We start from the raw sequence: 25,131 nt of genomic DNA, 5'->3' as shown, positions 1-25,131 counted from the left end.
ATGCCCCCTCCGCCGTTGTGACGAGAGCGAGGCTCGGGAGGCACCTCGGAACGGGCCTTCGTAATACGTCCCTCAGGTACCGGCTCGGCTCGCTCGCAGTGCGAGCGCCGCCTGATACAGCTCACGGGAAGAATGGCCGGTGTGGCCGGAGACCTCGGCCGCGGCATCCTTGAGTCTCGTGCCGCCCGCCACGAGCTCCTCGACCTGCCCGACGGCCTCGTCGAAGCCGACCTCGACGGCGGCGGCTCCCGCCACCACGACGACGATCTCTCCGCGCACTCCCTCGGCGGCCCACCTCACGAGCTCGGCGAGCGACCCCCGCGCCACCTCTTCGTGCAGCTTGGTGAGCTCCCGGCACACGGCTGCCCTGCGGTCCGAGCCGAACGCCGAGGCCATGTCTGCGAGGGATGCCTCGACCCGCGCCGGCGACTCGAAGAACACCATCGTGCGGGTCTCCCGCGCGAGCGCTGCGAGCGAGGCCCGCCGCTCCCCCGGCTTGCGGGGAAGGAACCCCTCGAAGGTGAACCGGTCGGTCGGAAGCCCAGAGACGGCGAGCGCGGTCACGACGGCGCTCGGTCCGGGGATCACCGTGACGTCGACGCCGGCCGCTGCGGCCGCGGCCACGACCCCGTACCCCGGATCGCTCACAGTCGGCATGCCGGCGTCCGAGAGCAGCAGGACGTCACCGTCGCGTGCGAGCTCGACGAGTTCGGCCGCGCGCTGCTTCTCGTTGTGGTCGTGCAGGGCGATCAGCCGGGGCCGGTTGCCGACGCCGAGCGCCGCGAGCAGGCGCTGCGTGGTGCGCGTGTCCTCGGCCGCGATGACCGTCGCGGACTCGAGCGCCTCGACGAGGCGGCGCGAGGCATCCCCCAGGTTTCCGATAGGGGTCGCGGCCAGGATGATCACAGGTTCCAGCCTAGGCTTGACGGCGTGACCACCACCTCGGAGCCGCTGCTTCCGCAGCCCCTCGCACCCGAGGTGCGTCCCACCTTCTACGAGCGCTGGCGCACTCGGCTCGACTCGGATCCTCGCGTCCACCGGCTGTGGAGCTGGCTCGCGCCGCTGCTCGTGACGCTCCTGGCCGCGGTGCTGCGCTTCTGGAACCTGGGGCATCCGCACGCGATCGTCTTCGACGAGACGTATTACGTGAAGGATGCCTGGAGCCAGTGGCATCTCGGATACCCGTCCACCTGGCCGAAGAACCCCGACTACGCCTTCGCGGACGGAAGCACCGACAGCTTCACCGAGCATCCCGCCTACGTCGTGCATCCGCCGCTCGGCAAGTGGATCATCGGCCTCGGCATGGCGCTCTTCGGGGCCGACTCCTCGTTCGGGTGGCGCTTCTCGGTCGCGGTCTTCGGCACGGCGACTGTGCTCGTGCTCTACCTCCTTGCCCGATCGCTCGGCGGCTCGATCGTCTATGCGACGGTCGCGGCCCTCTTCATGGCCGTCGACGGTCTGGGGATCGTGCTCAGCCGCGTCGCCATCCTGGACGGCATCCTCACCTTCTTCGTCGTCCTCGCCTTCTGGTTCGTCGTCCTGGACCGACGGCGACATCGTGAGCGGCTCGAAGCCGCCATCCTGGCGAGATCCGACGGGCTTCCCGTGGCGTGGGGGCCCGTGTTCTGGAACCGCCCGTGGATCCTTGCGGCGGGCGCGGCGATCGGCGCGGCGACCGCTGTCAAGTGGTCGGGACTCTGGGTGCTCGCGGCCCTCGGCGTCTACCTCGTCGTCGACGACGCGCTCGCGCGGCGCAGGGCCGGGGTTCTCTCGTGGCCGACGGACGCACTGCGCCAGGGCCTCGCGACGTTCCTTCTGTTCGTCCCCGTCGCGTTCGTCGTCTATCTCGTGTCGTGGACCGGATGGCTCGTGACCGACGGCGGCTACGACCGGCATGCCGTCGACGACAATCCGGCCACGGGATTCTGGACGTGGGTGCCCCTGTCGCTGCAGAACCTCTGGCACTACCACCAGTCGATCTACGGATCGAACATCAACCTGACGTCACCCCACAACTATGCGAGCCCCGCCTGGCAGTGGCCGCTCATGTTGCGCCCGACGTCGATGTACTACCACGGCATGGCGACGGGCGTGGACGGGTGCACGGCCGGCGGCAACGGCTGCTCGGAGGGCATCACGAGCATTGCGAACCCGCTCCTGTGGTGGGCGGCCGTCATCGCCGTCGTCTACCTCGTGTGGCGCGCGATCGCCAAGCGCGACGGCCGGGATTGGCTCGTCCTGACGGGCATCGTGGCAACCTACGTCCCGTGGCTGCTCTATCCCGAGCGGACGATCTTCCAGTTCTACACGATCGTCATCCTGCCGTTCATGCTCCTCGCACTCACGACGACTCTGCGCGATCTCGCGCAGCTCAAAACCCAGCGAGGCTTCGCGCTCGGCCGGTGGGCGGCCGGCGTGCTGATCGTCGCGGTCGTCCTCGTCTCGGCGTGGTACTACCCGGTGTGGACGGCCATGAACGTGCCGTACGACTTCTGGTACCTGCACTTCAACCGCGCGGGCTGGATTTAGCCGGCGCGAGCCGCGCCGGGCTCCGAGTCAGGCCGGGCCCGGGTCAGGCCGGTGTCGCCGCAGCCGCCGCTCGAGCGGCGACGGGCAGCGCATCGATCACCCGGGCGAGCGCCGCGTCGTCGTGCGCCGCCGTCAGGAACCAGGCCTCGAAGACGCTCGGCGGCAGCGAGACACCCGCGTCGAGCATGGCGTGGAAGAACGCCGGGTACCGCCAGGCGTCCTGGCTGCGCGCATCCGCGTAATCGCGCACCGGCGCGTCCCGGAACGCGACCGAGAAGAGGCTTCCGGCGTACGAGATGACGTGGGCGACGCCCGCTTCGGTGAGCGCGTCGCCGAGTGCCTGGGACACGACGGATGCCGCGGCATCCACCCGCCCGTACACCTCTGCGTCGGCGAGCCGCAGCGTCGCGAGCCCGGCCGCGACCGCGAGCGGATTGCCGCTCAGCGTGCCCGCCTGATACACCGGGCCGAGCGGAGCGAGGAGATCGAGGAGGTCGGCTCGCCCGCCGATCCCGGCGAGGGGCATGCCGCCGCCGATGACCTTGCCGAAGGTCACCAGGTCGGGCACCCAGTCCTGCCCGGCGGTCCGCTCGAGGCCCCACCAGCCGGCGACGCTCACGCGGAAGCCGGTGAGCACCTCATCGAGGATGAACAGCGCGCCGTGGTCATGCGCCGTGTCGACGAGGAAGCGGTTGAAGCCCTCGTCGGGCGTGAGGACGCCGGCGTTCGCGCCCGCCGCCTCGGCGATGATCGCCGCGATGCGGCCGGGGTGCGCCTCGAACGCGGCGAGGACGGCCGCGCGGTCGTTGTAGGGAAGCACGAGCGTGAGGCCCGCGATGTCGGCCGGCACGCCGGCGGAGCCGGGGAGGCCGAGTGTCGCGACACCGGATCCGGACTCGGCGAGCAGACCGTCGGAGTGGCCGTGATAGTGCCCCGCGAACTTGATGACGACGTCTCGCCCGGTCGCGCCGCGCGCGATGCGGATCGCCGTCATGGTCGCCTCGGTCCCGGTCGACACGAGGCGCAGCTTCTCGATGCCCGGGGTGCCGTCGATGCTTAGGCGGTCGATGACGAGCTCGGCGAGCTCGGTCTCACCCGGCGTCGACGCTCCGAACGAGAGGCCCCGGGAAGCCGCCTCCTGGACGGCGGCGACCACCTCGGGGTGGGCGTGGCCGAGGAGCGCCGGCCCCCACGAGGCGACGAGGTCGACGTAGTCGCGGCCTGTGACGTCGGTGACGAGCGGCCCCCGGGCCGAGACGATGGAGAGCGGCGTCCCGCCGACCGAGCCGAAGGCCCGCACAGGCGAGTTCACGCCGCCGGGGATCACCGCCCGAGCGCGGGTCGCGGCATCCGCATTCGTGATCATGAGCGCGACCACCGCTCGGCCGCCTCGACGGCCCAGTAGGTGAGGACGGCGTCGGCCCCCGCACGCACGATGCTCGTGATCGTCTCGTCGATCGTGCGCTCCCGATCGATCCACCCGTTGGCGGCGGCGGCCTCGACCATCGCGTACTCGCCGCTCACCTGATACGCCCACACCGGCACGGGCGAGACGGCGGCTGCGTCGGCGAGCACGTCGAGGTAGGACATCGCCGGCTTGACCATGACGATGTCGGCACCCTCGGCGACGTCGAGCGCCACTTCGCGAAGGCCTTCCCGGCGGTTCGCGGCATCCAGCTGGTACGTCCGGCGGTCGCCCTGCAGCGATGACTGGACGGCCTCGCGGAAGGGACCGTAGAACGGCGAGGCGTACTTGGCGGCGTACCCGAGCAGCGCGACGTCGGAGCGGCCGGCGGTGTCGAGGGCTTCACGCACGGCGGCGACCTGGCCGTCCATCATCCCGGAGAGGCCCAGCAGCGCTGAGCCGGCCTCGGCCTGCGCGAGACCCATGTCGCGATAGCGCTCGAGCGTCGCATCGTTGTCCACCCGACCCTCGGCGTCGAGCACGCCGCAGTGGCCGTGGTCGGTGAACTCGTCGAGGCAGAGGTCGGTCTGCACGACGAGCGCGTCACCCACCTCCGCGGCCGCGATGCGCGTCGCGACGTTGAGGATGCCGTCGGGGTCGGTCGCTCCGGAGCCCTGGGCATCCTTCTGCTCGGGCACACCGAAGAGCATGACGCCGCCGATGCCGGCCTCGGCGGCTCGGTGCAGCTCGGCCTTCAGCGAGTCGGTCGTGTGCTGCACAACGCCCGGCATCGAGCTGATCGGCACGGGCTCGGACACGCTCTCCGCGATGAACATTGGCAGGACGAGCTGCGCGGGGTGCACGCGCGTCTCGGCGACGAGGCGGCGCCACGCGGGGGTGGCCCGCAGACGCCGGGGACGGGCCGCCGGGAACGCGGCGTCGGGGAGAGACATGGATGCTCCGGTCAGGGGTTGAGGGGCGCGAGCTCGGCCGCGCCTTGCGCGAGGAGCTCGTCGGCGACGCGGTGCGACAGGTCGTCGGGCGCCTCGGCGTCGGCCGGCATGGCGTGCGAGCTGGTGACATGGGCCGCGCCGTCGGGACGGTACACGCGGGCGGTGAGGAAGAGGAGGCCGTCGTCTACGAAGGCCCGGGCACCGATCGGCGCCGCACAGCCCGCTTCGAGCCGTGCGAGGACGCCGCGCTCGGCCTCTGCGGCCAGTCGCGTCATGCGATGGTCGAGTCGCGCGACGAGATGCTCGTCGCCGGCCCGCGTCTCGATGGCCAAGGCGCCCTGCGCGGGCGCCGTGGGCCACCGGTCGAGCGAGAGGAACTCCGACACCGCGTCGAGGCGGCCGATGCGGTCGAGGCCCGCCGCCGCGAGGATGACCGCGTCGAGAGCGCGCTCGGGGTCGTCCGTCGTCAACCGCTCGAGCCGAGAGTCGATGTTGCCGCGGATGTCGACGAGCACGAGATCCGGGCGGCGCGACGCCACCTGCGCCCGCCGCCGCGGGGATCCCGTCCCGACGCGGGCACCCTCGGGGAGCTCGTCCAGGCCCGCACCGAGGCGGGAGCAGACGACGTCGCGGGCGTCAGCCCGCTCGGGAACCGCGCCGATCGCGAGGCCGTCGGCTGGCGCGGTCGGAAGATCCTTGAACGAGTGGACGACGGCATCCACCTCGCCGTCGCGCAGCGCTTCCCGCAGCGCCGTGGCGAAGACGCCGGTGCCGCCGAGGGACGCGAGGGATGCCGTGCTGCGGTCGCCATCCGAGACGATCGGGACGAGTTCGGCGCCGAGCGCGTCGGCGACGGTTCCGGCCTGGGCGCGGGCCAGCGTGCTCGCGCGAGTGCCGATCCGCAGGGTCATCGGTCGACCGTCATGAGAGCACCTCGGCGAGCTCGTCGGGGGTGATGCGGCGCCCCGTGAAGAACGGCACCTCTTCGCGCACGTGGCGCCGGGCTTCGGTCGCGCGCAGGTGCCGCATGAGGTCGACGAGATCGGTGACGTCGTCGGCCTCCAGGGCGAGGATCCACTCGTAGTCGCCGAGCGCGAAGCTCGCGACGGTGTTGCTCTGCACTTGGGGGAAGTCTCGCCCCATACGGCCGTGGTCGGCGAGCATCTGGCCGCGCTCGGCAGAGGGAAGGATGTACCACTCGTAGCTGCGGACGAACGGGTAGACCGTGAGCCACTCCTTGGGTGCCAGCCCGCGGGCGAAAGCCGGGGCGTGGTCGCGGCTGAACTCCGCGTCGCGGTGCATGCCGAGCGCATTCCACGTCGGGAGGAGCGGGGCGAGCTCGCGCGAGCGGCGGAGCGCGCGCAGGGCCGCCTGCAGGCCCTCAGCGGAGTCGCCCACGAGCCAGACCAGCACATCGGCGTCGGCGCGCAGGCCCGAGACGTCGTAGATCGCGCGCACGGTCTCGCCCAGCTCCGCGACCACCTCGGCGGCCGCCGGCGCGCCCTCGGCGACCGGCGCCGGGTGCGCGTCGCGCCGGAACACGGCCCACAGTCCGAAGTAGCGGGTTCCTGCGGAGGAGGCGTCGGTCGCGGTCGTCTGCTGCTCGTCGGTCCGATCGGTCACCCTTCCATCCTCTCCCCTGCCCCACGGGCAGGGCGAATTCGTCTCGAGTTCGAGAGTTCCCGGGCGGTGCGCTCGGCGTGCGGGACGATCGATGCGAGCCCCGTCCCGGCGGCCGCCTCACCGACGGCCGGGAGATCGCCGGTCGAAGCCGATGCTCCCCGCGCCCAGGTGTACTCGGTGGCGTCGAGCACCTCTTCTATCGGAGTGCCGAGAAGGATGCCGGCATCCCGCGTCGCTGTCGCGACGGCGTCATCCGGCACCCCGTCGTACGACAGCCGCACGGCGTGGCGCCCGGGGAGCGCGTCGGCCACCCACTGCCACTTGGCGGTGAGGTGCGTCAGGGCTCGCGCCGCGACACCCGGCGCATCGGGGGCGACGAGGAGCCCCGTGCCCCGAGGCGCATCGTGGAGCCCCGGCGCATCGACGACGAGGGTGACGAGGGTGAGCCGCCGCCCGTCGTCCGCCGGCGGTGCGGCCGCCCGCACGACGACGCCGCCCCGCCGGCGGCCGCCGACGATGACGCCGTCCGCCGACACCTCCTCGACCGGCGTGCCGAGCTCGATCTCGACGCCGAGCCGGCGGCACTCGTCCGCGAGCGCATCGACGAGCCGGAACATCCCGCCGCGGATCCCGGCGACCGCCGATCCGGCGGGCGACGCGGCGCGGAGCGCCCGGACGGCGGCGGCGAGCGACCCCTGCTCCAGCACCTCGGCCCGCAGTCGCGGGTGGGCCCGCTCGACGGGAAGGTCGTCGGGGCTCATCGAGTGCACGCCCCGCACGACCGGGGCGAGAAGCCCCTCGACGACGGCGTCGCCCATCCGGACGCGCACGAGCTCGCCGAGGGACGAGGCATCCGTCCCCGTCCGGGCGGGGAGCTCGGCGTCGCGCGCCGCCCGCTCGGCCGCTTCGCGACCGATCGCACGGACGACGTCGGGGGCGAGCGGGTCGCCCGGGATGCCGAGGAGCCCGGTCGCCGGGAGCGGTACGGCGCTGCCGTCGCCGCGGTGCAGCCAGGCCGGCGACGGACTGGGCGTCACGATGTCGTTGGCGAGGCCCAGCTCGTCGAGGAGCGCGGCGACCGCACCGCCCCGGGTCGCGAACGACTCAGCCGCCGCGTCGAGGTCGACCCCCGAGATCCGCTGCCGCGCCACCTGGCCGCCGAGGACCTCGGACTGCTCGAAGAGCGTCACCGCGAAGCCCTCGAGGGCGAGGCGGCGGGCGGCGACGAGACCGCCCACGCCTCCTCCCACGACGATGGCGTCAGAGGTCATGCACGAGTTCCACGATCCGGGTCAGCACCTCGGGGTCGGTCTCGGGCGGCACGCCGTGCCCCAGATTGACGATGTGCGCCGGGGCGGCCGCACCACGGGCCACGACGTCGCGGACATGCGCCTCGACGAGATTCCAGGGGCCCGTGAGGAAGGCGGGGTCGATGTTCCCCTGCAGCGGAAGGCGGCCGCCGAGGCGGTCGTTCGCCTCGTCGAGCGGAAGGCGCCAGTCGATGCCGATCACGTCGGCTCCGAGGGGCGGCAGCAGGTCGAGCATCTCGCCCATGCCGAGGCCGAAGTGGATCTTCGGCACCTCGAATCCGCGGAGCGCGTCGAACGCCCGGCGGGAGTGCGGGGCGACGCGGCGCTGGTAGTCGGTGCGCGAGAGCGAGCCCGCCCACGAGTCGAAGAGCTGCACGACGCTGGCGCCCGCCTCGACCTGCGCCCGCAGGAAGGCGCCCGTCACGTCGGCGCACCAGTTGAGCAGCGTCGCCCACGTGCGCGGGTCGGTGCGCATCATGGCCCGAGCGCGCAGCTGATCCTTCGACGGGCCGCCCTCGATGAGGTAGCTCGCAAGCGTGTACGGGGCGCCGCCGAAGCCGACGAGCGGCGTGTCGCCCAATTCGCGCACGACGATCGACACCGCGTCGGTGATGGGCGCGAGCGCTTCCGGCTCGACGGGCCGGAGCCGCAGCACATCGGACGCGGTGCGGATGGGCTCGTCGAGGACGGGCCCACGGCCTGCGACGATGCGCACGCCCACACCGGCCAGCAGCACCGGGATCACGATGTCGCTGAAGAACACCGCAGCGTCGACGCCGTGGCGGCGGACCGGCTGCAGCGTGATCTCTGCGGCGAGATCCGGAGTCAGGCACGCGTCGAGCATCTCGGTGCCGGCGCGGCTGGCGCGGTACTCGGGGAGGGACCGCCCCGCCTGCCGCATGAACCACACCGGCGGCGTGGCCGGGCGGTCGCCGCGCGCGGCGCGGACGAGGGGGGAGTCCGACGTCCGTCCGTCGAGAAGCGGATGGGACGCGGAGAGGGCGCTCAGAGGCGAAGTCACCCATCCAGGCTAAACTCGATGCGATGTTGTTCTGCCTGACGGCGAACCACCGGAACACCGAGTTCGACGTCCTCGATCGCATCTCGAGGGCCGCGGACTCCACCGGAGCCGACGTAGTCGCCGCACACGATTTCGTGCGCGGCGCCGTTGTGCTGGCCACGTGCAACCGCTTCGAGACGTATCTCGAGCTCGACGACCCGGTCACGGGCGGGGTCGCGCTCGCGCGCGAGGCGGTGCTCGAGGCGGTCGCCGAGTCGACGGGGACGGATGCCGCGGCCCTCCGCGACTCGGCCGTCGTGCTCAGCGGCGACGACGTCGTGCGCCACCTGTTCGCCGTCAGCTCGGGCCTCGAGTCCATGGTCGTCGGCGAGGAGGAGATCAGCGGCCAGGTGCAGCGCTCGCTCCGCGCCGCCCGCGAGGCCGGCACGAGCAGCACCGAGCTCGAGCAGGCCTTTCAGCGCGCCGCGCGCGCGACGCGGGAGGTGCGCGCCAAAGCAGACCTCGCCGCCGCCGGGCGGTCGCTCGCCCGCCTCGCGCTCGACCTCGCCGATTCGCGGGTGACCGATTGGGCGACGCTCCCGGTGCTCCTCGTCGGCACCGGGCGCTACGCAGCGACGACCATCGCCGCGCTCCAGGCGCGGGGCGCGGGCAACGTCCGCGTGTACTCCGCGACCGGCCGTGCCGACTCCTTCGCCAGCAAGTACGGCGTCCGCGCCGAGCACGACCTCCGCGATGCCATCGCCGCGGCCGACATCGTCATCACCTCGACCGCCCGGTACACGGTCGGACCCGCCGACATCCCCGACGACCGGCCGCGGCTGGTGATCGACCTCGGACTCCCCCGCAACGTCGAGCCCGCCGTCGGAGAGCTCCCCGGTATCGACCTGCTCGATCTCGAGCTGATCGGCCGGCACGCGGCCCTCGCCGAGCTCGGCGCCGGCGCCCACGCGGTCGTCGGCTCGGCCGTCGCGACCTTCAACGCCGAGCGCGCCGCGGCCCCCGCGATCGTCGCGTGGCGCACGCACATCCAGTCGGTTCTGGATGCCGAGCTCGCGCGGCTTCGTCCCGACGACGCCCGCGCCGCCTCGGCGCTGCGCCACCTGGCCGGTGTGCTCTCGCACGGACCCACCACGCGGGCGCGCGAGTTCGCCGCGGCCGGCCGTCTCGACGAGTTCGAGCGGGCGCTCGAGACGGTGTTCGGGGTCGAGGTCGCCTCGGCCCTGTCGATCGTCGACGCCGAGCGCGCCGCCGGCTGAGCCGAGCCTGCGCCGGGGGTCCGGGGCCGTTTCGTCTCGCTCCGCTCGCTCAACGACCGGAGGTCCGGGGCCGTTTCGTCTCGCTCCGCTCGCTCAACGACCGGAGGGAGACGTCGTTCCCGGTCGTTGAGCGGAGGCGCGCAGCGCCGCAGACGAAACGCGCCGAGCCCGCGAGCGGCTCAGGGCACGAGGTCCGCGGGATCGGTCACGGGCAGGCGGCAGGCGAAATCCCGGCAGTCGTAGGCCGTCGCGAGGCCGTCGCGCTGCGTCTTGTCGGCGAAGAGTCCGAACCCGGCATCGGCGAAGGCCGCCGCCTGGGCGGGCGTCACGACGGCCACCACGTCGGCGTCGAGCCTGCACGCGGCTTCGGCGAGCGGGTCCGACGGCTCTCCCACCACGACGACCTGTCGCGGAGGCGTCGCGAGCAGCCCCGCCACGCGCAGCAGCGAGCTGTGCGCGAGCGGCTGTGCAAGGGCCGCCCCGGCGTGCGCGGCCACGAGACGCTCGGCGAGAGCACGGTCGTCCTCTCCCCCTCCGAGCAGCCATAGTGCGGCTGCGGCCCCGGCGATCGCCGCGACGCCGGAGGGCTCGTCGCCGTCGGAGGAGGCATCCGGCGCCACCACTCCTCGTGCGGCCAGCACGGGGTCGATGCCCGCGGGAGCTTGCAATGACCCGTCCTCGGCGACGCACGCCTCGACCAGCGTTCGCGCGCGAACGGCATAGGCGGGCTCGCCCGTCGCGACCGCGAGCGACACGAGACCCTCGGCGAGCTGTCCGTGATCGGCGATCGTCGCCGGTGCGCGCGAGGGGATCTCGTCGAGCGAGGCGCGCACGAGCCGGCCGTCCGGCGCGACGTTCGTGGTGAGCACGGCGTCGGCCGCCCAGCGCGCGGCCTCGATCCACTCGGCCTCGCCGAGGCGCACCCCCGCACGGGCCAGGGCGCCGATCGCGAGCCCGTTCCACCCCGTCACGACCTTGCCGTCCACCGCCGGCGGCTCGAGTTCGCGGCGTGCCGCGGCATCCCGTGCGTAATACCCGCCCTCGCTCCGAGCGCCGTCGATCCACGACTCCGAGTCCTGAGCGGCGCCGAACCCGCCCGACGGCTGCTGCAAGACGTCCCGCAGGAACGCGACGATGCCGCGCGCCGTCTCGACATCGCCGGCGTCGACCGCGACGTCGAGCAGCTGCGCACTGTCGGTGAGCATCCGCTCGTAGTGCGGCACGGTCCAGTCCCGCCGCGTGGCGTAGCGGAAGAACCCGCCCTCGACGGGATCGCGCAGCTCCGAGGCGGCCATGGCCGCGAGAGCGCGGTCGGCGACGACGGATGCCTCGGCATCCCGCTGCCGCACGAGCCGCGACTGCAGGAACCGCAGGGCCGTCGCGACCGGGAACTTCGGAGCCCGGGGATCGCCGCCCCAGAAGCCGCCGTACTCGGGATCCTCTCGCTCGGCGAGGGCACGCGCGGCGGCCACGACGGCGGAGGCATCCGGCGGCTCGCTCCCCTCCGCCACGGTCCCGCGCACGTCGGCCAGGGCCTCGGCGATCGCACCGGCGGTACCCTCGGCCGCCTCGCGGCGGTCGGTCCACGCTTCGTGAACCGCGTCCAGGACCTGTCCGAACGACGGCATGCCGGCGCGGGGCTCGGGCGGGAAGTAAGTGCCCGCATAGAACGGACCGCCGTCCGGCGTCGTGAAGACGCTCAGCGGCCAGCCCAGGTTCTGCGTGAACGCGCCGGCGGCCGCCATGTAGGCGGCGTCGACCTCGGGGTGCTCCTCGCGGTCGACCTTGATGGCGACGAAGCGGTCGTTGAGCCGCTCGGCCAGCGCAGCGTTCTCGAACGACTCCCGCGCCATGACATGGCACCAATGGCATGTGGAGTAGCCGATCGAGACGAAGACCGGCACGTCGCGCCGGCGCGCCTCCGCGAAGGCCTCTTCGCCCCACGGGTACCACGCGACGGGATTTCCGGCGTGGAGGCGGAGGTAGGGGCTCGCAGAGGCGGCCAGACGCTCGTTCATGGCGTCGGGGGTCAGTTGACCTCATCGGGGTGGGCGCTGACGCGGCCCGAGCCGTCGCCGGTGTCCATCGCGTCGATCGCCGAGACCTCGGCATCCGTCAGCTCGAAGTCGAACACGTCGAGGTTCTCTTCGAGGCGCTCGCGACGCACCGACTTCGGGAAGACGATGAAGCCGTGCTGGATGTGCCAGCGCAGCACGACCTGAGCCGGCGTCTTGTCGTGCTCGGACGCTGCCTCGGCGACAGCGGAGGCTCCGAAGAGGTCGTACTTGCCCTGGCCGAGCGGGCCCCACGCCTCGATCCTGACGTCGTTCGCGGCGGCCCAGTCCGTCACTTCGCCCTGCTGGTAGGCGGGGTGGAGCTCGATCTGATCGACCGCCGGCACGACGCCCGTCGCCTGGACGAGCTTCTCGAGGTGCGGCACGAGGTGGTTCGAGACGCCGATCGAGCGCGTGAGCCCGGCATCCCGGATCTCGATCATCTTCTCCCACGCGTGCAGGTAGTTGTCGGCCGCGGGCGTGGGCCAGTGCACGAGGTAGAGGTCGACCTTGTCGAGGCGGAGCTTGTCGAGGCTCTCGCGGATCGCCGCATGCGGCTCCTCGCCGTCGTGGCGGTCGTTCCAGAGCTTCGTCGTGATGAAGAGGTCGTCGCGGGAGAGACCGCTCGATGCGATCGCGGCGCCGACGCCCTCTTCGTTGCCGTAGATGGCGGCGGTGTCGATGTGGCGATAGCCGACCTCGAGGGCCTCGCTCACGGCCCTTTCGGTGTCTGCCGGGGGAACGCGGAAGACGCCGTAGCCGAGCTGCGGGATGTCGTTGCCGTCGTTGAGCTTCACGGTGGGGATCGTCATGGCTCAAGCCTAGGAGTCGCCTCGACGGCCTGACGGGGATTGACAGCCTCCGCCCGACGACCCCGCCCGAAACGACCTAGCGGCGGCTCGGATCCCAACATCCGAGTCGCCGCTAGGGTCGCAGAGTCAGAGGAACGTCACTCGCAGAGCCCCTGGGCCGCCGCGTTCTTCTCCTGACCGCCGCCGACGAGCTTGATGAGCTGGCCGACGTTCTCCGCGCCGGCGTAGCCCTGGGTGTTGACGAGCTTGTGGATCTGGCCGAAACAGGCGGCGTCGGAGGGCGCTGCCTGCGCGGCGGTGCCGGCGATGCCGGCCATGAGGAGCCCGGCGATGAATCCGGTGGCGAGAATGCGCTTCATTGGAATTCCCTTCAATCAGCAGGTGCGCGGTCGCACCCGATAACTGTGATTCCTCCGCCGGGCCCCATTCGGATGCAGCGACCTCGAACTTTTCCGGGTCAGAGCTTCGTGACCGGCTGCTGCAGCTCGGTGACCCACTCCTCCTCGGGCAGCATCCCCGACACGAGATAGACCTCTCGCCCGATGCCGGACGGGCTGTAGCCCGACTCTTCGATCCAGCGCATGAGGTGCATCCACGAATCCCCGATGCGCGCCATCACACCGTGGTGCACGAGGCTCGCCGCGAGCTCCACGGGCGGGAGCTCGACACGCTCCAGGCCCTCGGGGTCGACATCGCCGGGGTCGGCCGGGAAGCCCGCCCGCACGACGATGGGCCCGTCTTCGTCGTCGACCGCCTCGTAGAGCGCGTACGCCGGATCCCGCAGGGGGATGCCCGCGGCCTCGAGTGCCCCCGCGACTCGATCGAACAGGGGGCCGACGACCGGCGACGCGTTCTCCGGGCCGAAGCCGGGCGCATCGGCGCGACCCTCGAAGACGGTGACGGACGGGATGGACTTCAGTTCGACGTCGGTCGACATGACCGCGCCTCCTTCCAGGTGGTGGAGTCGTTCGTCGAGCCGGGAGATCCGGGCTCGATCCGCCGCGATCTGCGCCTCGAGCTCGGCGCGACGCCGGTGCAGCAGGGCGCGATGGGCGGCGGCATCCGTGGACCCGTCCACGACCCCGCGGATCTGCTCGAGGCCGATCCCGAGGTCGCGGAGTCCGACGATGCGGCCGAGCGCCGCGAACTGCTCCGGTTCGTAGTACCGATAACCCGAGTACGGGTCGACGCGGGCGGGCTTCAGAAGCCCGATCGCGTCGTAGTGCCGCAGCATCCGCACGCTCACGCGCCCGAATGAGGCGAACTCTCCGATGGTGTACATGGTCCTCCGACCGTGCCGCCTGACACCGTGTGAGGGTCAAGCGATGCTCACGCGTTCTACGATGGAAGGCTATGCCCGCGCCACAGCCCGTGATCGCCTTTCCGCCGGAGCTGCCCGTCAGCGCCGCCCGGGAGGAGATCGCGCGCGCCATCCGGGACCACCAGGTGGTCATCGTCGCCGGGGCGACCGGTTCGGGCAAGACGACGCAGCTTCCCAAGATCTGCCTGGAGCTCGGTCGCACGAAGATCGCGCACACGCAGCCCCGCCGCATCGCTGCGCGGTCGATCGCGGAGCGCATCGCCGAAGAGCTGCAGGTGCCGCTCGGCACGACGGTCGGCTACAAGGTGCGGTTCACCGACAAGGTGTCGGCAGATACGAGCATCGCGCTCCTGACCGACGGCATCCTGCTGAACGAGATCCACCGCGACCGGCTGCTGCGCCGCTACGACACGATCATCGTCGACGAGGCGCACGAGCGGTCGCTCAACGTCGACTTCCTGCTCGGGTACCTCAAGCGCATCCTGCCGAAGCGGCCCGATCTCAAGGTCATCATCACCTCGGCCACGATCGACCCTGAGAGCTTCGCGAAGCACTTCGGCCCCTCTGCGAAGCCGGGGACCGAGGTCGAGCCGGCCCCGATCGTCGAGGTCTCGGGCCGCACCTATCCCGTCGAGATCCGGTACCGGGCGTCGGAGTCGGAATCCGTCGAAGGGCAGACCGACGACGTCGACGGCATCACCGCCGCGCTCCGCGAGCTCGATCGCGAGCCGGCGGGCGATGTGCTGGTGTTCCTCCCCGGCGAGGCCGAGATCCGCGACGCGATGGATGCCGTGCGCGGCATGTACGCGAAGGATGCCGCGCCGACGGAGGTCCTGCCGCTCTACGGGCGGCTCAGCGCGGCCGAGCAGCACCGCGTCTTCGAGCGATCCGCCGTCGCGGGCGTGCGCCGCAGGGTCATTCTCGCGACGAACGTCGCCGAGACGAGCCTGACGGTGCCGGGCATCCGGTACGTCGTCGACACCGGCACGGCGCGCATCTCGCGGTACAGCAACCGCAGCAAGATCCAGCGGCTTCCGATCGAGGCGATCTCGCAGGCGTCGGCCCAGCAGCGCTCCGGGCGCGCGGGCCGCACGGCGCCCGGCGTCGCGATCCGCCTCTACTCGGAGGAGGACTTCGAGCGCCGCGACGAGTTCACCGAACCCGAGATCCTGCGCACCAGCCTCGCGTCCGTCATCCTGCAGATGCTGTCGCTCGGCTTCGGCGACATCTCGTCGTTCCCGTTCCTCACTCCCCCGGACTCCCGCGGCGTCAAGGCCGCCTTCGACCTCCTCATCGAGCTCGGCGCCGTGCAGGATCGATCCTCCGGCGAGCGCGGCGGAGCGAGACGCGGAGACGACGATCGCGGCCCGAGACTGACGGACCTCGGACGCGAGATCGCGCGGCTCCCGATCGACCCCCGGTTCGCGCGCATGCTGCTCGAGGCCCGCGGCAGCGGCGTGCTCCGCGACCTCATGGCGATCGTCGCGGGCATGTCGATCCAGGACGTCCGGGAGCGCCCCGAGGAGCGCCGCGAGGAGGCCGACCGCCTGCATGCGCGCTTCACGGATCCGACGAGCGACTTCCTGACGCTGCTCAACCTCTGGAACCACCTGCAGGAGCAGCAGGCCGCGCTCGGGTCGAGCGCCTTCCGCCGGCTCTGCCGGGCGGAGCACCTGAACTACGTGCGCGTGCGGGAGTGGTTCGACGTCCACCGTCAGCTGAGCTCGCTTCTACGAGCCGAGGGCCGCGAGCGCGCCGGCGAGCGACGGGATGCGGCGCAGGACGCGACGGGCACGGCCGATCCCGATGCGATCCACAAGGCCGTCCTGTCGGGCCTGCTCTCGCACCTCGGCATCCTCGACGAGCGCGGCCGGAGCCCCGACGCGAAGGCGGGGCGGTCGGCACCGAAGGGCCGCGCCCCCGCTGCGGAGTACCTCGGCGCGCGGGGCGCCCGGTTCGCGATCTTCCCCGGCTCGGGCCTGCGCAAGAAGTCGCCGAACGCCGTCATGGCGGCCGAGCTCGTCGAGACCTCCCGGCTGTTCGCCCGGACGGTCGCATCGATCGATCCAGCGTGGGCCGAGCCGCTCGCGGGCGACCTCGCCAAGCGCTCCCTGAGCGAACCGCACTGGTCGAAGGCCGCGGGCGCGGCATCCGTCTACGAGAAGGTGACGCTCTTCGGGGTCGAGATCGTGCCTCGGCGACGCGCCCAGCTCGCACGCTTCGACCGGCCGCTCGCGCGCGAGCTGTTCCTGCGACACGCGCTGGTCGAGGGCGAATGGGATGCCTCGGCCCTCGACAAGCGCCTGACGGCGTTCGAGCGGCGCAACCTCGAGCTGCGCCGGCGTCTCGAGAAGATCGAGGAGCGCGAGCGCCGCCGCGACATCCTCGCCGGCGACGAGGCCGTCTTCGCGTTCTACGACGCCCGCCTTCCGCGCGATGTCTTCGACGTGCGGTCGTTCGAGACGTGGTGGCGGGATGCCTCGAACCGCACGCCGAAGCTTCTCGACATGACCGAGGCCGATCTCGCCGGTGAGGTGCAGCGCAGCGACGAGCGCGACTTCCCGGCCCGATGGCGCCAGGACGACCAGGTGCTGTCGCTCGCCTACCGGTTCGAGCCCGGTGCACCCGACGACGGCGTGACCGCCGTCGTACCGCTCGCCCTCCTCGCCCAGCTGCGCGCCGACGGCTTCGACTGGCAGGTGCCCGGGATGCGCGACGAGCTCATCGCGGGGCTCATCCGGTCGCTTCCCAAGGCGATCCGGCGCCACGTCGTCCCCGCGGCCGACTGGGCGGCGAAGTTCGCAGAGGAGCTGGACGGCCAGGGCCCGGAATCGCACAACGGCCTGCCGCCGGCGACCCTCCGCGATGCCCTCGCCACGCGCATCCAGCGCATCGCGAACCAGCCCGTGACGTCGGGCGACTTCGATCTGGAGCGGGTGCCCGGGCACCTGCTCGTGTCGTTCCGGGCGGTCGACGAACGCGGCCGCACGGTCGGCTCGGACCGCGACCTTCCCGCCCTGCAGGACCGCCTCGCCGGCCGCGCCCGCACGGCGGTCAGCCGCTCCCTCAGCGGCCCGCGGTCATCGACCGGGCCGCGCACCGACGAGACGAGACGATCCGGGCCGGCCGATCTCATGGGCTCGAGCGTCGCGCCTCGCTCGGCTGGCTCAGCGACCGGGGAAGGGCCCGGTCGTGCGTCGTTCGCCGAGCAGTCCGGCCTCACCGAGTGGACCTTCGGCGATCTCCCCGAGGTCGTCGACACGCGGGTCGCCGGGGGCGTCGTCCGCGGCTACCCCGCCATCGTCGACGAGGGCGCGACGGTCGCCCTGCGGATCGAGGCGACGCCCGAAGCGGCCGAACGCGCCACGCGAGCCGGCGTGCGCCGTCTCGTGCTGCTCGCCGTCGCATCGCCCTCGGCGTACGTGCTCGACCACCTCACGTCCGCCGAGAAGCTCGCACTCGCGGCATCCCCCTATCCGTCCGCGAAGGCGCTCATCGAAGACGCCCGCGTTGCGGTGGCGGATGCCGTCATCGCACGCACCGCGCCCTCCGGCGTCGTGCGCACGCGGACCGCGTTCGACGGCGTCCGCGACGCCGTCTCGGGTGCCGTCGTGGACGATCTCTTCCAGACCGTGTCGCTCGTCGCCCGCATCCTGACCGCGGCGCGCGACGTCGAGCGGGCCGTGCGCGACCAGAACTCGCTGACGCTCCTCGCCGCGCTCAACGACGTCAAGTCGCAGGTCGCGGGGCTCGTCTTCCCGGGCTTCGTCTCACGGACGGGCATGGCGCGTCTCGCCCATCTGCCGCGATATCTCCGTGGGGCGCTCGACCGGGTCCGGACCCTCTCCGACAACCCCGGCCGCGACCGGCAGCGGCTGACCGAGTACGAGAGGGCGGCGGGGGCCTATGCCGAGGCCGGCGGCGGCATCCCGCCCTCGGCCGACGCCCCCGCAGCGCTCTTGCACGCGCGCTGGCTGCTCGAGGAGTACCGCGTGAGCCTCTTCGCCCAGTCGCTCGGCACCGCCGAGCCCGTCTCGCTGCAGCGCATCCAGAAGGCTCTCCGCGAAGGCTGACCGGCAAGATCCGGAATACCGTCCCGATCTCAGGAGGTTGGCCCTCACATGGCTCACGCGATCGTCTACACCGAGTTCGGCGGACCCGAGGTCCTGACACTGACGGAGGTCCCCGATCCCGTCCCCGGCGAAGGCGAGATCGCCGTCCGGGTCGAGGCGGCGGGCGTCAACCCGATCGATGCGAAGTTCCGGTCCGGCAAGCGACCGAGCGGCGAGATCACGGAGCCGCGGCGCGTCGGCGGCGACCTCGCGGGCGTCGTGACCGCGGTCGGAGCCGGCGTCGACGGCTTCCGCGCCGGCGATGCGGTCGCGGTCTTCGGGGTGCAGGGCGGCTATTCGACCGACCTCGTCGTGCCCGCCGACAAGGCCCACGTCCGTCCCCCGCAGGTCTCCGCGGCGGAGGCCGCTGCGCTGGGCATCCCCGTCGGGACGGCCTACCAGACGCTGCGCTCGCTCGGCGTCGGCCCGGGCGACACGCTCCTCGTGCACGGAGGATCGGGAGCCGTCGGCCAGGCCGCCATCCAGTTCGCGGCGCTGTGGGGCGCGACCGTCCTCGCGACCTCCTCGGAGCGGCGGTTCGATCGCGTCCGCGAGCTCGGGGCGACGCCCGTCGCGTACGGCGACGGCCTCGTCGAGCGCGTGCGCGGCCTCGCTCCCGGCGGCGTGACAGTCATCATCGACGCCGCCGGCACGGACGAGGCCCTCTCCGCCTCGCTCGAGCTGCTCGCCGACAAGCACCGCATCGCGACCCTCGTGCGGGGACGGGATGCCGCGGGTCTGGGCATCCGCGCCTTCTCGGGCGGCAGCCCCGAGCCGCTCACCGCGCAGCAGCTCGCCTGGCGCTTCGAGGCGATCCCGGTGGCGCTCGCGCTGCTCGCCGCCGGCGCGTTCTCGATCGAGCTCGGCCCGACCTTCGCCCTCGCGGACGCGCCCAAGGCTCACGAGGCCGTGGAGTCCGGCGTGGACGGGAAGATCGTCCTCGTCCCGTAGGTCGGTGGGTCAGGCGCCCGGCTCAGCTCCCGTCGCGACGGGTCGGCCCGGCGTGTTCGACCACTGGCTCCACGAGCCGGGGTACACCGCGACCTCGATCCCCGCGACTTCGCCGGCCAGGGCGGTGTGCGCCGCCGTGAGCCCCGAGCCGCAGTACGCGGCGACGGGATCGGCACCCGTCGCCCCGACGCCTGCGAAGGCCTCGCGGATCGCGGCGGGCGGGGCGAACGCGTCGCCGTCGAGGAGGGCGTCGGCCGGCAGGTTGCGGGCGCCGGGGATGTGTCCCGGAATCGGGTCGTACGGCTCGACCTCTCCGCGATAGCGCTCCGGCGCCCGCGCGTCCAGGAGGAGTCCGCGCTCCGGCCACGCTGCCGCGTCGTCGATCGTCACGCCGCCTGCGGGATCGCGTAGCACGATCGACCCGCGCGGGGGCGACACCTCCCCCGTCTCGAGCGGCAGCCCGGACGTCGTCCAGGCCGAGAGACCACCGTCGAGCACACGCACGTCCTCCACGCCCGCGCGCCGGAGCAGCCACCACGCCCGCGCGGCCGCGACCGACCGGTAGTCGTCGTAGACGACGACGGAATCGCCCTCGCTCAGGCCCCAGCGGCGCGCCGCCTCCTGGAGCGTCTCGCGCGACGGGAGAGGGTGCCGCCCCTCCGACGGCTCGCCGTGCGTCGCGAGCTCGGTGTCCATGTCGACGTAGACGGCGCCCGGAAGATGACCGGCGGAGTGCGGGGCACGTCCGTCCGGCGCGTCGAGGCCGTAGCGGACGTCGAGGAGACGGATGCCGTCACCGGCCTCCAGACGCCGGTGCAGTTCTTCGACCGAGATGAGCGGAGAGACAGGCATACGGGCATCCTCACACGGCCTGCGGGATTCCCGCGTCGCAACAGTTCGCAACACCCGGCGGCGGAACAGCGCGGATCGCGACAATTGACGGATGTCCTCCACACCCCGCCGCCAGGGCTTCGCCACGGCCCAGGTGCAGGCCGGGTACGACCCGGGCCTTGCGCAGAACACGGCGGTCACGCCGATCTATCAGTCGAACGCGTACGAGTTCGCCACGCTCGCCGACGCCCGCGACCTCTTCGCACTCCGCACGTCGGGCAACCTCTACAGCCGCAACGCGAACCCCACCCAGCTCGTGTTCGAGGAGCGGGTCGCCGCCCTCGAGGGCGGCATCGCGGCCGCAGCCGTCGCGTCGGGACAGGCAGCGGTCGCCGTGACGCTCCTCGCACTGGCGAAGGGCGGCGAGCACATCGTCGCGGCGAAGCAGCTGTACGGCGGCACCGTCGACCTTCTGCAGGAAACGTTCGCCGACTGGGGCATCGCGGTCACCTTCGTCGACCAGGACGACATCGCGGCATGGCGTGCGGCGGTGCGCCCCGAGACGCGCGCGCTCTTCGCGGAGTCGATCACCAACCCCCTCGCACAGGTGCTCGACATCCGCGCCGTCGCCGATGTCGCCCGCGAGGCCGGCGTGCCGCTCGTGATCGACAACACCGTCGCAACCCCCGCGCTCATCCGCCCCGTCGAGCACGGCGCCGACTTCGTCGTGCACTCCGCCACGAAGTACCTCGGCGGTCACGGCACCTCGATGGGCGGCATCGTCGTCGACCTCGGCACGTTCGACTTCGGCGCCGACCCCGACCGGTGGCCGCAGCTCACGAAGCCGTACGCCCGCGTCCGCGACCTCGTGCTGTGGGACCGCTTCGGCCCGACGGGCCTCGCCTTCGTCGCCCTCGTCAAGTCGAAGTACGTGCACGACCTGGGTCCGTCGATCTCGCCCTTCAACGCCTTCCAGCTGCTGCAGGGGCTCGAGACGCTGGAGCTCCGGATGGCGCGGCACAGCGCGTCGGCGCTCGAGGTCGCCCGGTTCCTCGCGAACCACCCGGCCGTCGCGAAGGTGCACCACCCGCTCCTCGAGTCGTCGCCCTGGCACGACCTCGCGCTCCGCTACGCGCCGAAGGGCGCGGCATCCGTCTTCGCGTTCGACCTCGTCGGGGACGGCGACGCGGAGGCCGACTGGGCGAAGGTCGAGCGGTTCGTCGACTCGCTCGAGGTGGTCAAGCTCGTCGCCAACATCGGCGATGCCCGGAGCCTCGTCGCGCACCCCGCCTCGATGACGCACAGCCACCTGAGCGAGGCGCAGTTCGCCGAGGCGGGGATCACGGCGACGACGATCCGCCTCTCCATCGGCCTCGAAGACCCGGTCGACATCGTCGCCGACCTCGCGCGGTCGCTCGACCTCGTGACCGACCTCGTGACCGACGTCGAGTCGGACGTCGTCGAGTCAGACGTCGTCGCCGAGGCCGAGCAGGCGCTCAGCGCGACGCGATGAGCGCGCGGTAGAACTCGATCCCGCGCAGCCACACTCCCACGCGGATGCGCTCGTTGTGCGAGTGCAGCGCGTCGCGCTCCGGCCGCGTGAGGTGGAAAGGCGTGAAGCGGTACACGTGGGGGCAGATCGCCGTGAACCAGCGGCTGTCGCTCGCGCCGAGCTGCAGATAGGGCGTGGGCACGACGTCTTCCCCGAGCGTCGCGACGATCGCCCCGCCCAGTCGCCGCCACGCGTCACCGCGCCACGGCGAGATCGGCGAGGGGTCGGATCCGTGCCGCACCTCGAGCTCGACCTCGTCATCGGCGATGATGCGCCGTGCCCGCTCCGTGGCGCTGTGCACCGTGTCGCCGTGCAGGAGGCGGATGTTGACGGATGCCTTGGCCGTCGTCGCCAGCACGTTCTCGCCCGGCGCGCCGCTCAGCTGTGTCGCGACCGCCGTCGTGCGGACGACGGCGTTCATCTCGGGTCCCATCCGCGAGAGAGCCGCCGCGACGAGCGGCGCTGTCACCGACAGGCGCTGGAGCACGCCGCGCAGGGGCTGCGGTGCATGCGGGGCGACGGTCTCGAGCATCGCGCGCACGGGCGGCGCGATCCGGGTGGGGAACGGATGCCGGTGCAGCCGGTCGATCGCGCGAGCGAGGCGCGCGGTGGCCGGTGTTGCCGGAGGCGTCGACGCGTGCCCGCCCTGCTCGCGGACCGTCAGAAGGAGCGTCATGACGCCGCGCTCGGCGACGCCCACCATGGCCGTCGGCACCGCGACTCCGGGGATGACGCCGTCGACGACGGCTCCCCCCTCGTCGAGCACGAGCGCGGGCCGCACTCCCCTCTCCCGCAGCGTCTCGACGATCGCCTGGGCGCCGCCGCCCGCCGTCTCCTCGTTGTGGCCGAAGGCGAGGTAGACGTCGTGCGCAGGCGTGACTCCATCGGCGATCGACGACTCGACGGCTTCGAGGATCGCCACGAGGGCCCCCTTGTCGTCGATCGCGCCGCGGGCGTGGATCGCGGCATCCGTCCCCTCCCCCGCGACCACGGCGTCGAAGGGGGGATGCTCCCACTCGGCCTCGACGACCGGGACGACGTCGATGTGCGCCATGAGCACGAGCGGGTCGCCGTCGCCGGCGCCCCGCCAGCGGTAGAGCAGGGAGTGCCCGGCAACGGTCTCGCGCGCGAGGTGCTCGTGCGTGAGCGGATAGAGGCGCTCGACCGCCGCGACGAAGCGCTCGAAAGGCTCCCAGTCGGTCTTGGACTCGTCGGCGTGCGAGACGGTCGGGATGCGCAGCAGCTCTTGGAATCGCTCGACGGGACTTGCCACCGCACGAGCCTACCCGCGCGGCATCCGGCCCATTCCGGTCCCTGAGCCCGTCGAAGGGTCGAACGCCTTACCCGCACCGACCCCGGTCCCTGAGCTCGTCGAAGGGTCGAACGCCATCCCCGCACCGACCCCGGTCCCTGAGCTCGTCGAAGGGTCGAACGCCATCCCCGCACCATCGCTACGCTCGACCCATGACCTCACCCGACTCCCCCGGCCTGCGCTGGGGCATCCTCGCGACGGGCGGCATCGCCCACGCCTTCGCCCGCGACCTCCGCACGGCGGGGCGCGATCTCGTGGCGGTCGGGTCCCGACGCGCACAAGCGGCGCAGGCGTTCGCCGACGAGTTCGAGATCGGCCGCGCGCACGACTCGTACGAAGCGCTCGTCGACGACCCCGACGTCGACATCCTCTACATCGCGACCCCGCACCCCGCGCACGCCGAGAACGCGATCCTCGCCCTCGAGCACGGCAAGCACGTGCTCGTCGAGAAGCCCTTCACGCTCACGCGGGCAGAGGCCGAGCGCGTCCGCGACGTCGCCCGCGCGCACGGGCTGCTCGCGATGGAGGCCATGTGGACGCGGTACCTTCCGCACATGATCCGCATCCGCGAGATCATCCAGGCGGGCACGCTCGGCGAGATCCGGGCCCTCTTCGCCGATCACACCCAGCGCATCTCCGCCGACCCGGCGCATCGCCTGAACGCGATCGAGCTCGGCGGCGGGGCGCTCCTCGACCTCGGCATCTACCCCGTCTCGTTCGCGTGGGACATCCTGGGCGAGCCGACGACCATGACGGCGTCCGCGCGTCTCATCGAGACCGGCGCGGACAGCGAGGTCGCCACCACGTTCACGCATGCCGGGGGTGCCGTGTCGTCGACGATCTCGGCCTCGCGCTCGGCGGGTCCGAACGTGGCGCACATCCTCGGCACCGAGGCCCGCATCGACATCGACCGCGTCTGGTACACCCCCACGTCTTTCCGGGTCATCCACCCCCAGGGCGACATCATCGAGGACTACGTGACCCAGCACGAGGGCCGCGGCATGCAGTACCAAGCGCTGGCGGCCGAGCGCTACGTGGCCGATGGGACGCTGGACAGCGACATCCTCCCCCTCGACGAGACCGTCGCGATCATGGGGACCCTCGACGAAGTGCGCCGGATCATCGGCGTCCGCTACCCCCAAGAGGACTGATCATGCCCGACTCGACACCGCGCGTCGCGGTCTACCTCGACTTCGACAACATCGTGATGTCGTGGTACGACCGCGTCCACGGGAGGAACTCGTACTCCCGCGACCGGCAGCGCATCACCGAGGCGGCCGATCCCGAGGTCGCCCAGCGCCTGTCCGCCGCGACGGTGGACGTCGGCGCGATCATCGACTACGCGGCATCCTTCGGCACACTGGTGCTGACCCGCGCATACGCCGACTGGTCGTCGCCCGTCAACGCGGAGTACCGCAACCAGCTCGTCGCACGGGCCGTGGACCTCGTGCAGCTCTTCCCCGCGGCCGCGTACGCCAAGAACGGAGCGGATATTCGCCTCGCCGTCGACGCGGTCGAGGACATGTTCCGCCTCCCCGATCTCACCCACGTCGTCATCGTCGCGGGCGACAGCGACTACGTGCCGCTCGCCCAGCGCTGCAAGCGCCTGGGGCGGTTCGTCGTGGGCGTCGGGGTCGCCGGCTCGACCGCCAAGTCGCTGGCCGCCGCGTGCGACCAGTTCGACTCGTACGACTCACTCCCCGGCGTCTCGGCTCCGGAAGGAGCGAAGAAGACGGATGCCGCGGCCCCATCTCGGGCGAAGCGCTCGAAGAAGGCGGCTCCCGACCCGTCGGGCGAACTTCTCGCGCGGGCGCTGCGGCTCGAGCAGGAGCGCACCGACGAGGACTGGGTGCACCTGTCGGCGGTCAAGAACCTGCTGAAGCGCATGGACCCCTCGTTCAGCGAGAAGGCGCTCGGCCACCGTTCGTTCTCGGACTTCGTGAAGGCCCAGCCGACCGTGGCCGAGCTCGACGAGTCGACCAACATCGTCCGGGTCCGGCTGCGCGCGAGCTGAACCCCCCGAGCCCCGGTCCCTGAGCCTGTCGAAGGGTCGAACGCCGGTCCCGCGAGGAGACCGGCGGCCGACCCT

The 25,131-nt window shown here is 72.2% G+C and carries 20 protein-coding genes; 7 read left to right on the top strand and 13 right to left on the bottom strand.

What is annotated here, in order from left to right:
- Positions 1-72: 72 nt before the first annotated feature.
- The gene (rsmI, locus tag G5T42_RS12300) at positions 73-906 is read right to left on the bottom strand and encodes a 16S rRNA (cytidine(1402)-2'-O)-methyltransferase (protein WP_165128891.1); all 834 of its coding nucleotides are present in this window, start codon (positions 904-906) and stop codon (positions 73-75) included.
- A gap of 24 nt (positions 907-930) precedes the next feature.
- On the opposite strand from rsmI, the gene G5T42_RS12295 reads away from it, so the two are divergent.
- Positions 931-2,529 carry a phospholipid carrier-dependent glycosyltransferase gene (locus G5T42_RS12295; RefSeq protein ID WP_165128890.1) on the top strand — a complete coding sequence of 533 codons (1,599 nt, stop codon included), beginning with the start codon at positions 931-933 and terminating at the stop codon, positions 2,527-2,529.
- A 43-nt stretch (positions 2,530-2,572) separates the two neighbouring features.
- On the opposite strand, the gene G5T42_RS12290 is transcribed toward G5T42_RS12295, so the two are convergent.
- From G5T42_RS12290 to hemE, 6 genes are all read right to left on the bottom strand, one after another.
- Positions 2,573-3,895 carry a glutamate-1-semialdehyde 2,1-aminomutase gene (locus G5T42_RS12290; RefSeq protein WP_165130225.1) on the bottom strand — a complete coding sequence of 441 codons (1,323 nt, stop codon included), beginning with the start codon at positions 3,893-3,895 and terminating at the stop codon, positions 2,573-2,575.
- Complete coding sequence (gene hemB, locus G5T42_RS12285; RefSeq protein WP_165128889.1) at positions 3,892-4,887, bottom strand: porphobilinogen synthase; 996 nt, start codon at positions 4,885-4,887, stop codon at positions 3,892-3,894. Before hemB ends, G5T42_RS12290 begins: the two co-directional genes overlap by 4 nt.
- A gap of 11 nt (positions 4,888-4,898) precedes the next feature.
- Positions 4,899-5,798, bottom strand: a complete 900-nt coding sequence (gene hemC / locus G5T42_RS12280; RefSeq protein WP_165128888.1) for a hydroxymethylbilane synthase — start codon at positions 5,796-5,798, stop codon at positions 4,899-4,901.
- A 10-nt stretch (positions 5,799-5,808) separates the two neighbouring features.
- Positions 5,809-6,438 (bottom strand): hydrogen peroxide-dependent heme synthase, encoded by a 630-nt coding sequence (gene hemQ, locus G5T42_RS12275; protein WP_241246073.1) that lies wholly within the window; start codon positions 6,436-6,438, stop codon positions 5,809-5,811.
- A gap of 68 nt (positions 6,439-6,506) precedes the next feature.
- Positions 6,507-7,781, bottom strand: coding sequence for an FAD-dependent oxidoreductase (locus G5T42_RS12270; protein ID WP_165128886.1), 1,275 nt, complete (start codon positions 7,779-7,781; stop codon positions 6,507-6,509).
- Entirely contained in the window at positions 7,771-8,841 is a 1,071-nt protein-coding gene (gene hemE, locus G5T42_RS12265) for a uroporphyrinogen decarboxylase (RefSeq protein WP_206535633.1), read from the bottom strand. The genes G5T42_RS12270 and hemE overlap by 11 nt, the downstream gene beginning before the upstream one ends.
- A 23-nt stretch (positions 8,842-8,864) precedes the next feature.
- Between hemE and G5T42_RS12260 the strand changes: the two genes are divergently transcribed.
- Positions 8,865-10,097, top strand: a complete 1,233-nt coding sequence (locus G5T42_RS12260; protein WP_165128885.1) for a glutamyl-tRNA reductase — start codon at positions 8,865-8,867, stop codon at positions 10,095-10,097.
- Between the two features lie 179 nt (positions 10,098-10,276).
- Here G5T42_RS12260 and G5T42_RS12255 read toward each other — a convergent pair whose 3' ends face one another.
- The 4 genes from G5T42_RS12255 to G5T42_RS12240 form a co-directional block, all read right to left on the bottom strand.
- The gene (locus G5T42_RS12255) at positions 10,277-12,115 is read right to left on the bottom strand and encodes a DUF255 domain-containing protein (protein WP_165128884.1); all 1,839 of its coding nucleotides are present in this window, start codon (positions 12,113-12,115) and stop codon (positions 10,277-10,279) included.
- Between the two features lie 11 nt (positions 12,116-12,126).
- Positions 12,127-12,963 (bottom strand): aldo/keto reductase, encoded by an 837-nt coding sequence (locus tag G5T42_RS12250; protein WP_165128883.1) that lies wholly within the window; start codon positions 12,961-12,963, stop codon positions 12,127-12,129.
- A gap of 137 nt (positions 12,964-13,100) precedes the next feature.
- A complete protein-coding gene (locus tag G5T42_RS12245) occupies positions 13,101-13,322 on the bottom strand; it encodes a hypothetical protein (RefSeq protein ID WP_165128881.1) in 222 nt (73 codons plus the stop codon).
- A gap of 98 nt (positions 13,323-13,420) precedes the next feature.
- Entirely contained in the window at positions 13,421-14,245 is an 825-nt protein-coding gene (locus tag G5T42_RS12240; RefSeq protein ID WP_165128879.1) for a MerR family transcriptional regulator, read from the bottom strand.
- Positions 14,246-14,316: 71 nt separating this feature from the next.
- Between G5T42_RS12240 and hrpA the strand changes: the two genes are divergently transcribed.
- Both hrpA and G5T42_RS12230 read left to right on the top strand, forming a co-directional pair.
- Positions 14,317-18,357 carry an ATP-dependent RNA helicase HrpA gene (gene hrpA, locus G5T42_RS12235; RefSeq protein WP_165128877.1) on the top strand — a complete coding sequence of 1,347 codons (4,041 nt, stop codon included), beginning with the start codon at positions 14,317-14,319 and terminating at the stop codon, positions 18,355-18,357.
- Between the two features lie 48 nt (positions 18,358-18,405).
- A complete protein-coding gene (locus G5T42_RS12230) occupies positions 18,406-19,347 on the top strand; it encodes an NADP-dependent oxidoreductase (protein ID WP_165128875.1) in 942 nt (313 codons plus the stop codon).
- A gap of 9 nt (positions 19,348-19,356) precedes the next feature.
- On the opposite strand, the gene G5T42_RS12225 is transcribed toward G5T42_RS12230, so the two are convergent.
- Positions 19,357-20,199 carry a sulfurtransferase gene (locus G5T42_RS12225; RefSeq protein WP_165128873.1) on the bottom strand — a complete coding sequence of 281 codons (843 nt, stop codon included), beginning with the start codon at positions 20,197-20,199 and terminating at the stop codon, positions 19,357-19,359.
- A gap of 91 nt (positions 20,200-20,290) precedes the next feature.
- On the opposite strand from G5T42_RS12225, the gene G5T42_RS12220 reads away from it, so the two are divergent.
- Entirely contained in the window at positions 20,291-21,691 is a 1,401-nt protein-coding gene (locus tag G5T42_RS12220) for an aminotransferase class I/II-fold pyridoxal phosphate-dependent enzyme (RefSeq protein WP_165128871.1), read from the top strand.
- Here G5T42_RS12220 and G5T42_RS12215 read toward each other — a convergent pair.
- Complete coding sequence (locus G5T42_RS12215) at positions 21,675-23,003, bottom strand: M20/M25/M40 family metallo-hydrolase (protein ID WP_165128869.1); 1,329 nt, start codon at positions 23,001-23,003, stop codon at positions 21,675-21,677. The two genes, G5T42_RS12220 and G5T42_RS12215, sit on opposite strands and share 17 nt — an antisense overlap.
- A gap of 191 nt (positions 23,004-23,194) precedes the next feature.
- On the opposite strand from G5T42_RS12215, the gene G5T42_RS12210 reads away from it, so the two are divergent.
- Positions 23,195-24,193, top strand: a complete 999-nt coding sequence (locus tag G5T42_RS12210) for a Gfo/Idh/MocA family oxidoreductase (protein WP_165128867.1) — start codon at positions 23,195-23,197, stop codon at positions 24,191-24,193.
- Between the two features lie 2 nt (positions 24,194-24,195).
- Positions 24,196-25,056, top strand: coding sequence for an NYN domain-containing protein (locus G5T42_RS12205; protein ID WP_165128865.1), 861 nt, complete (start codon positions 24,196-24,198; stop codon positions 25,054-25,056).
- Positions 25,057-25,131 lie beyond the last annotated feature (75 nt).

Source organism: Microbacterium sp. 4R-513 (assembly GCF_011046485.1).
Taxonomy (GTDB): Bacteria; Actinomycetota; Actinomycetes; order Actinomycetales; family Microbacteriaceae; genus Microbacterium.
This window is presented reverse-complemented; position numbering and strand designations above follow the sequence as displayed.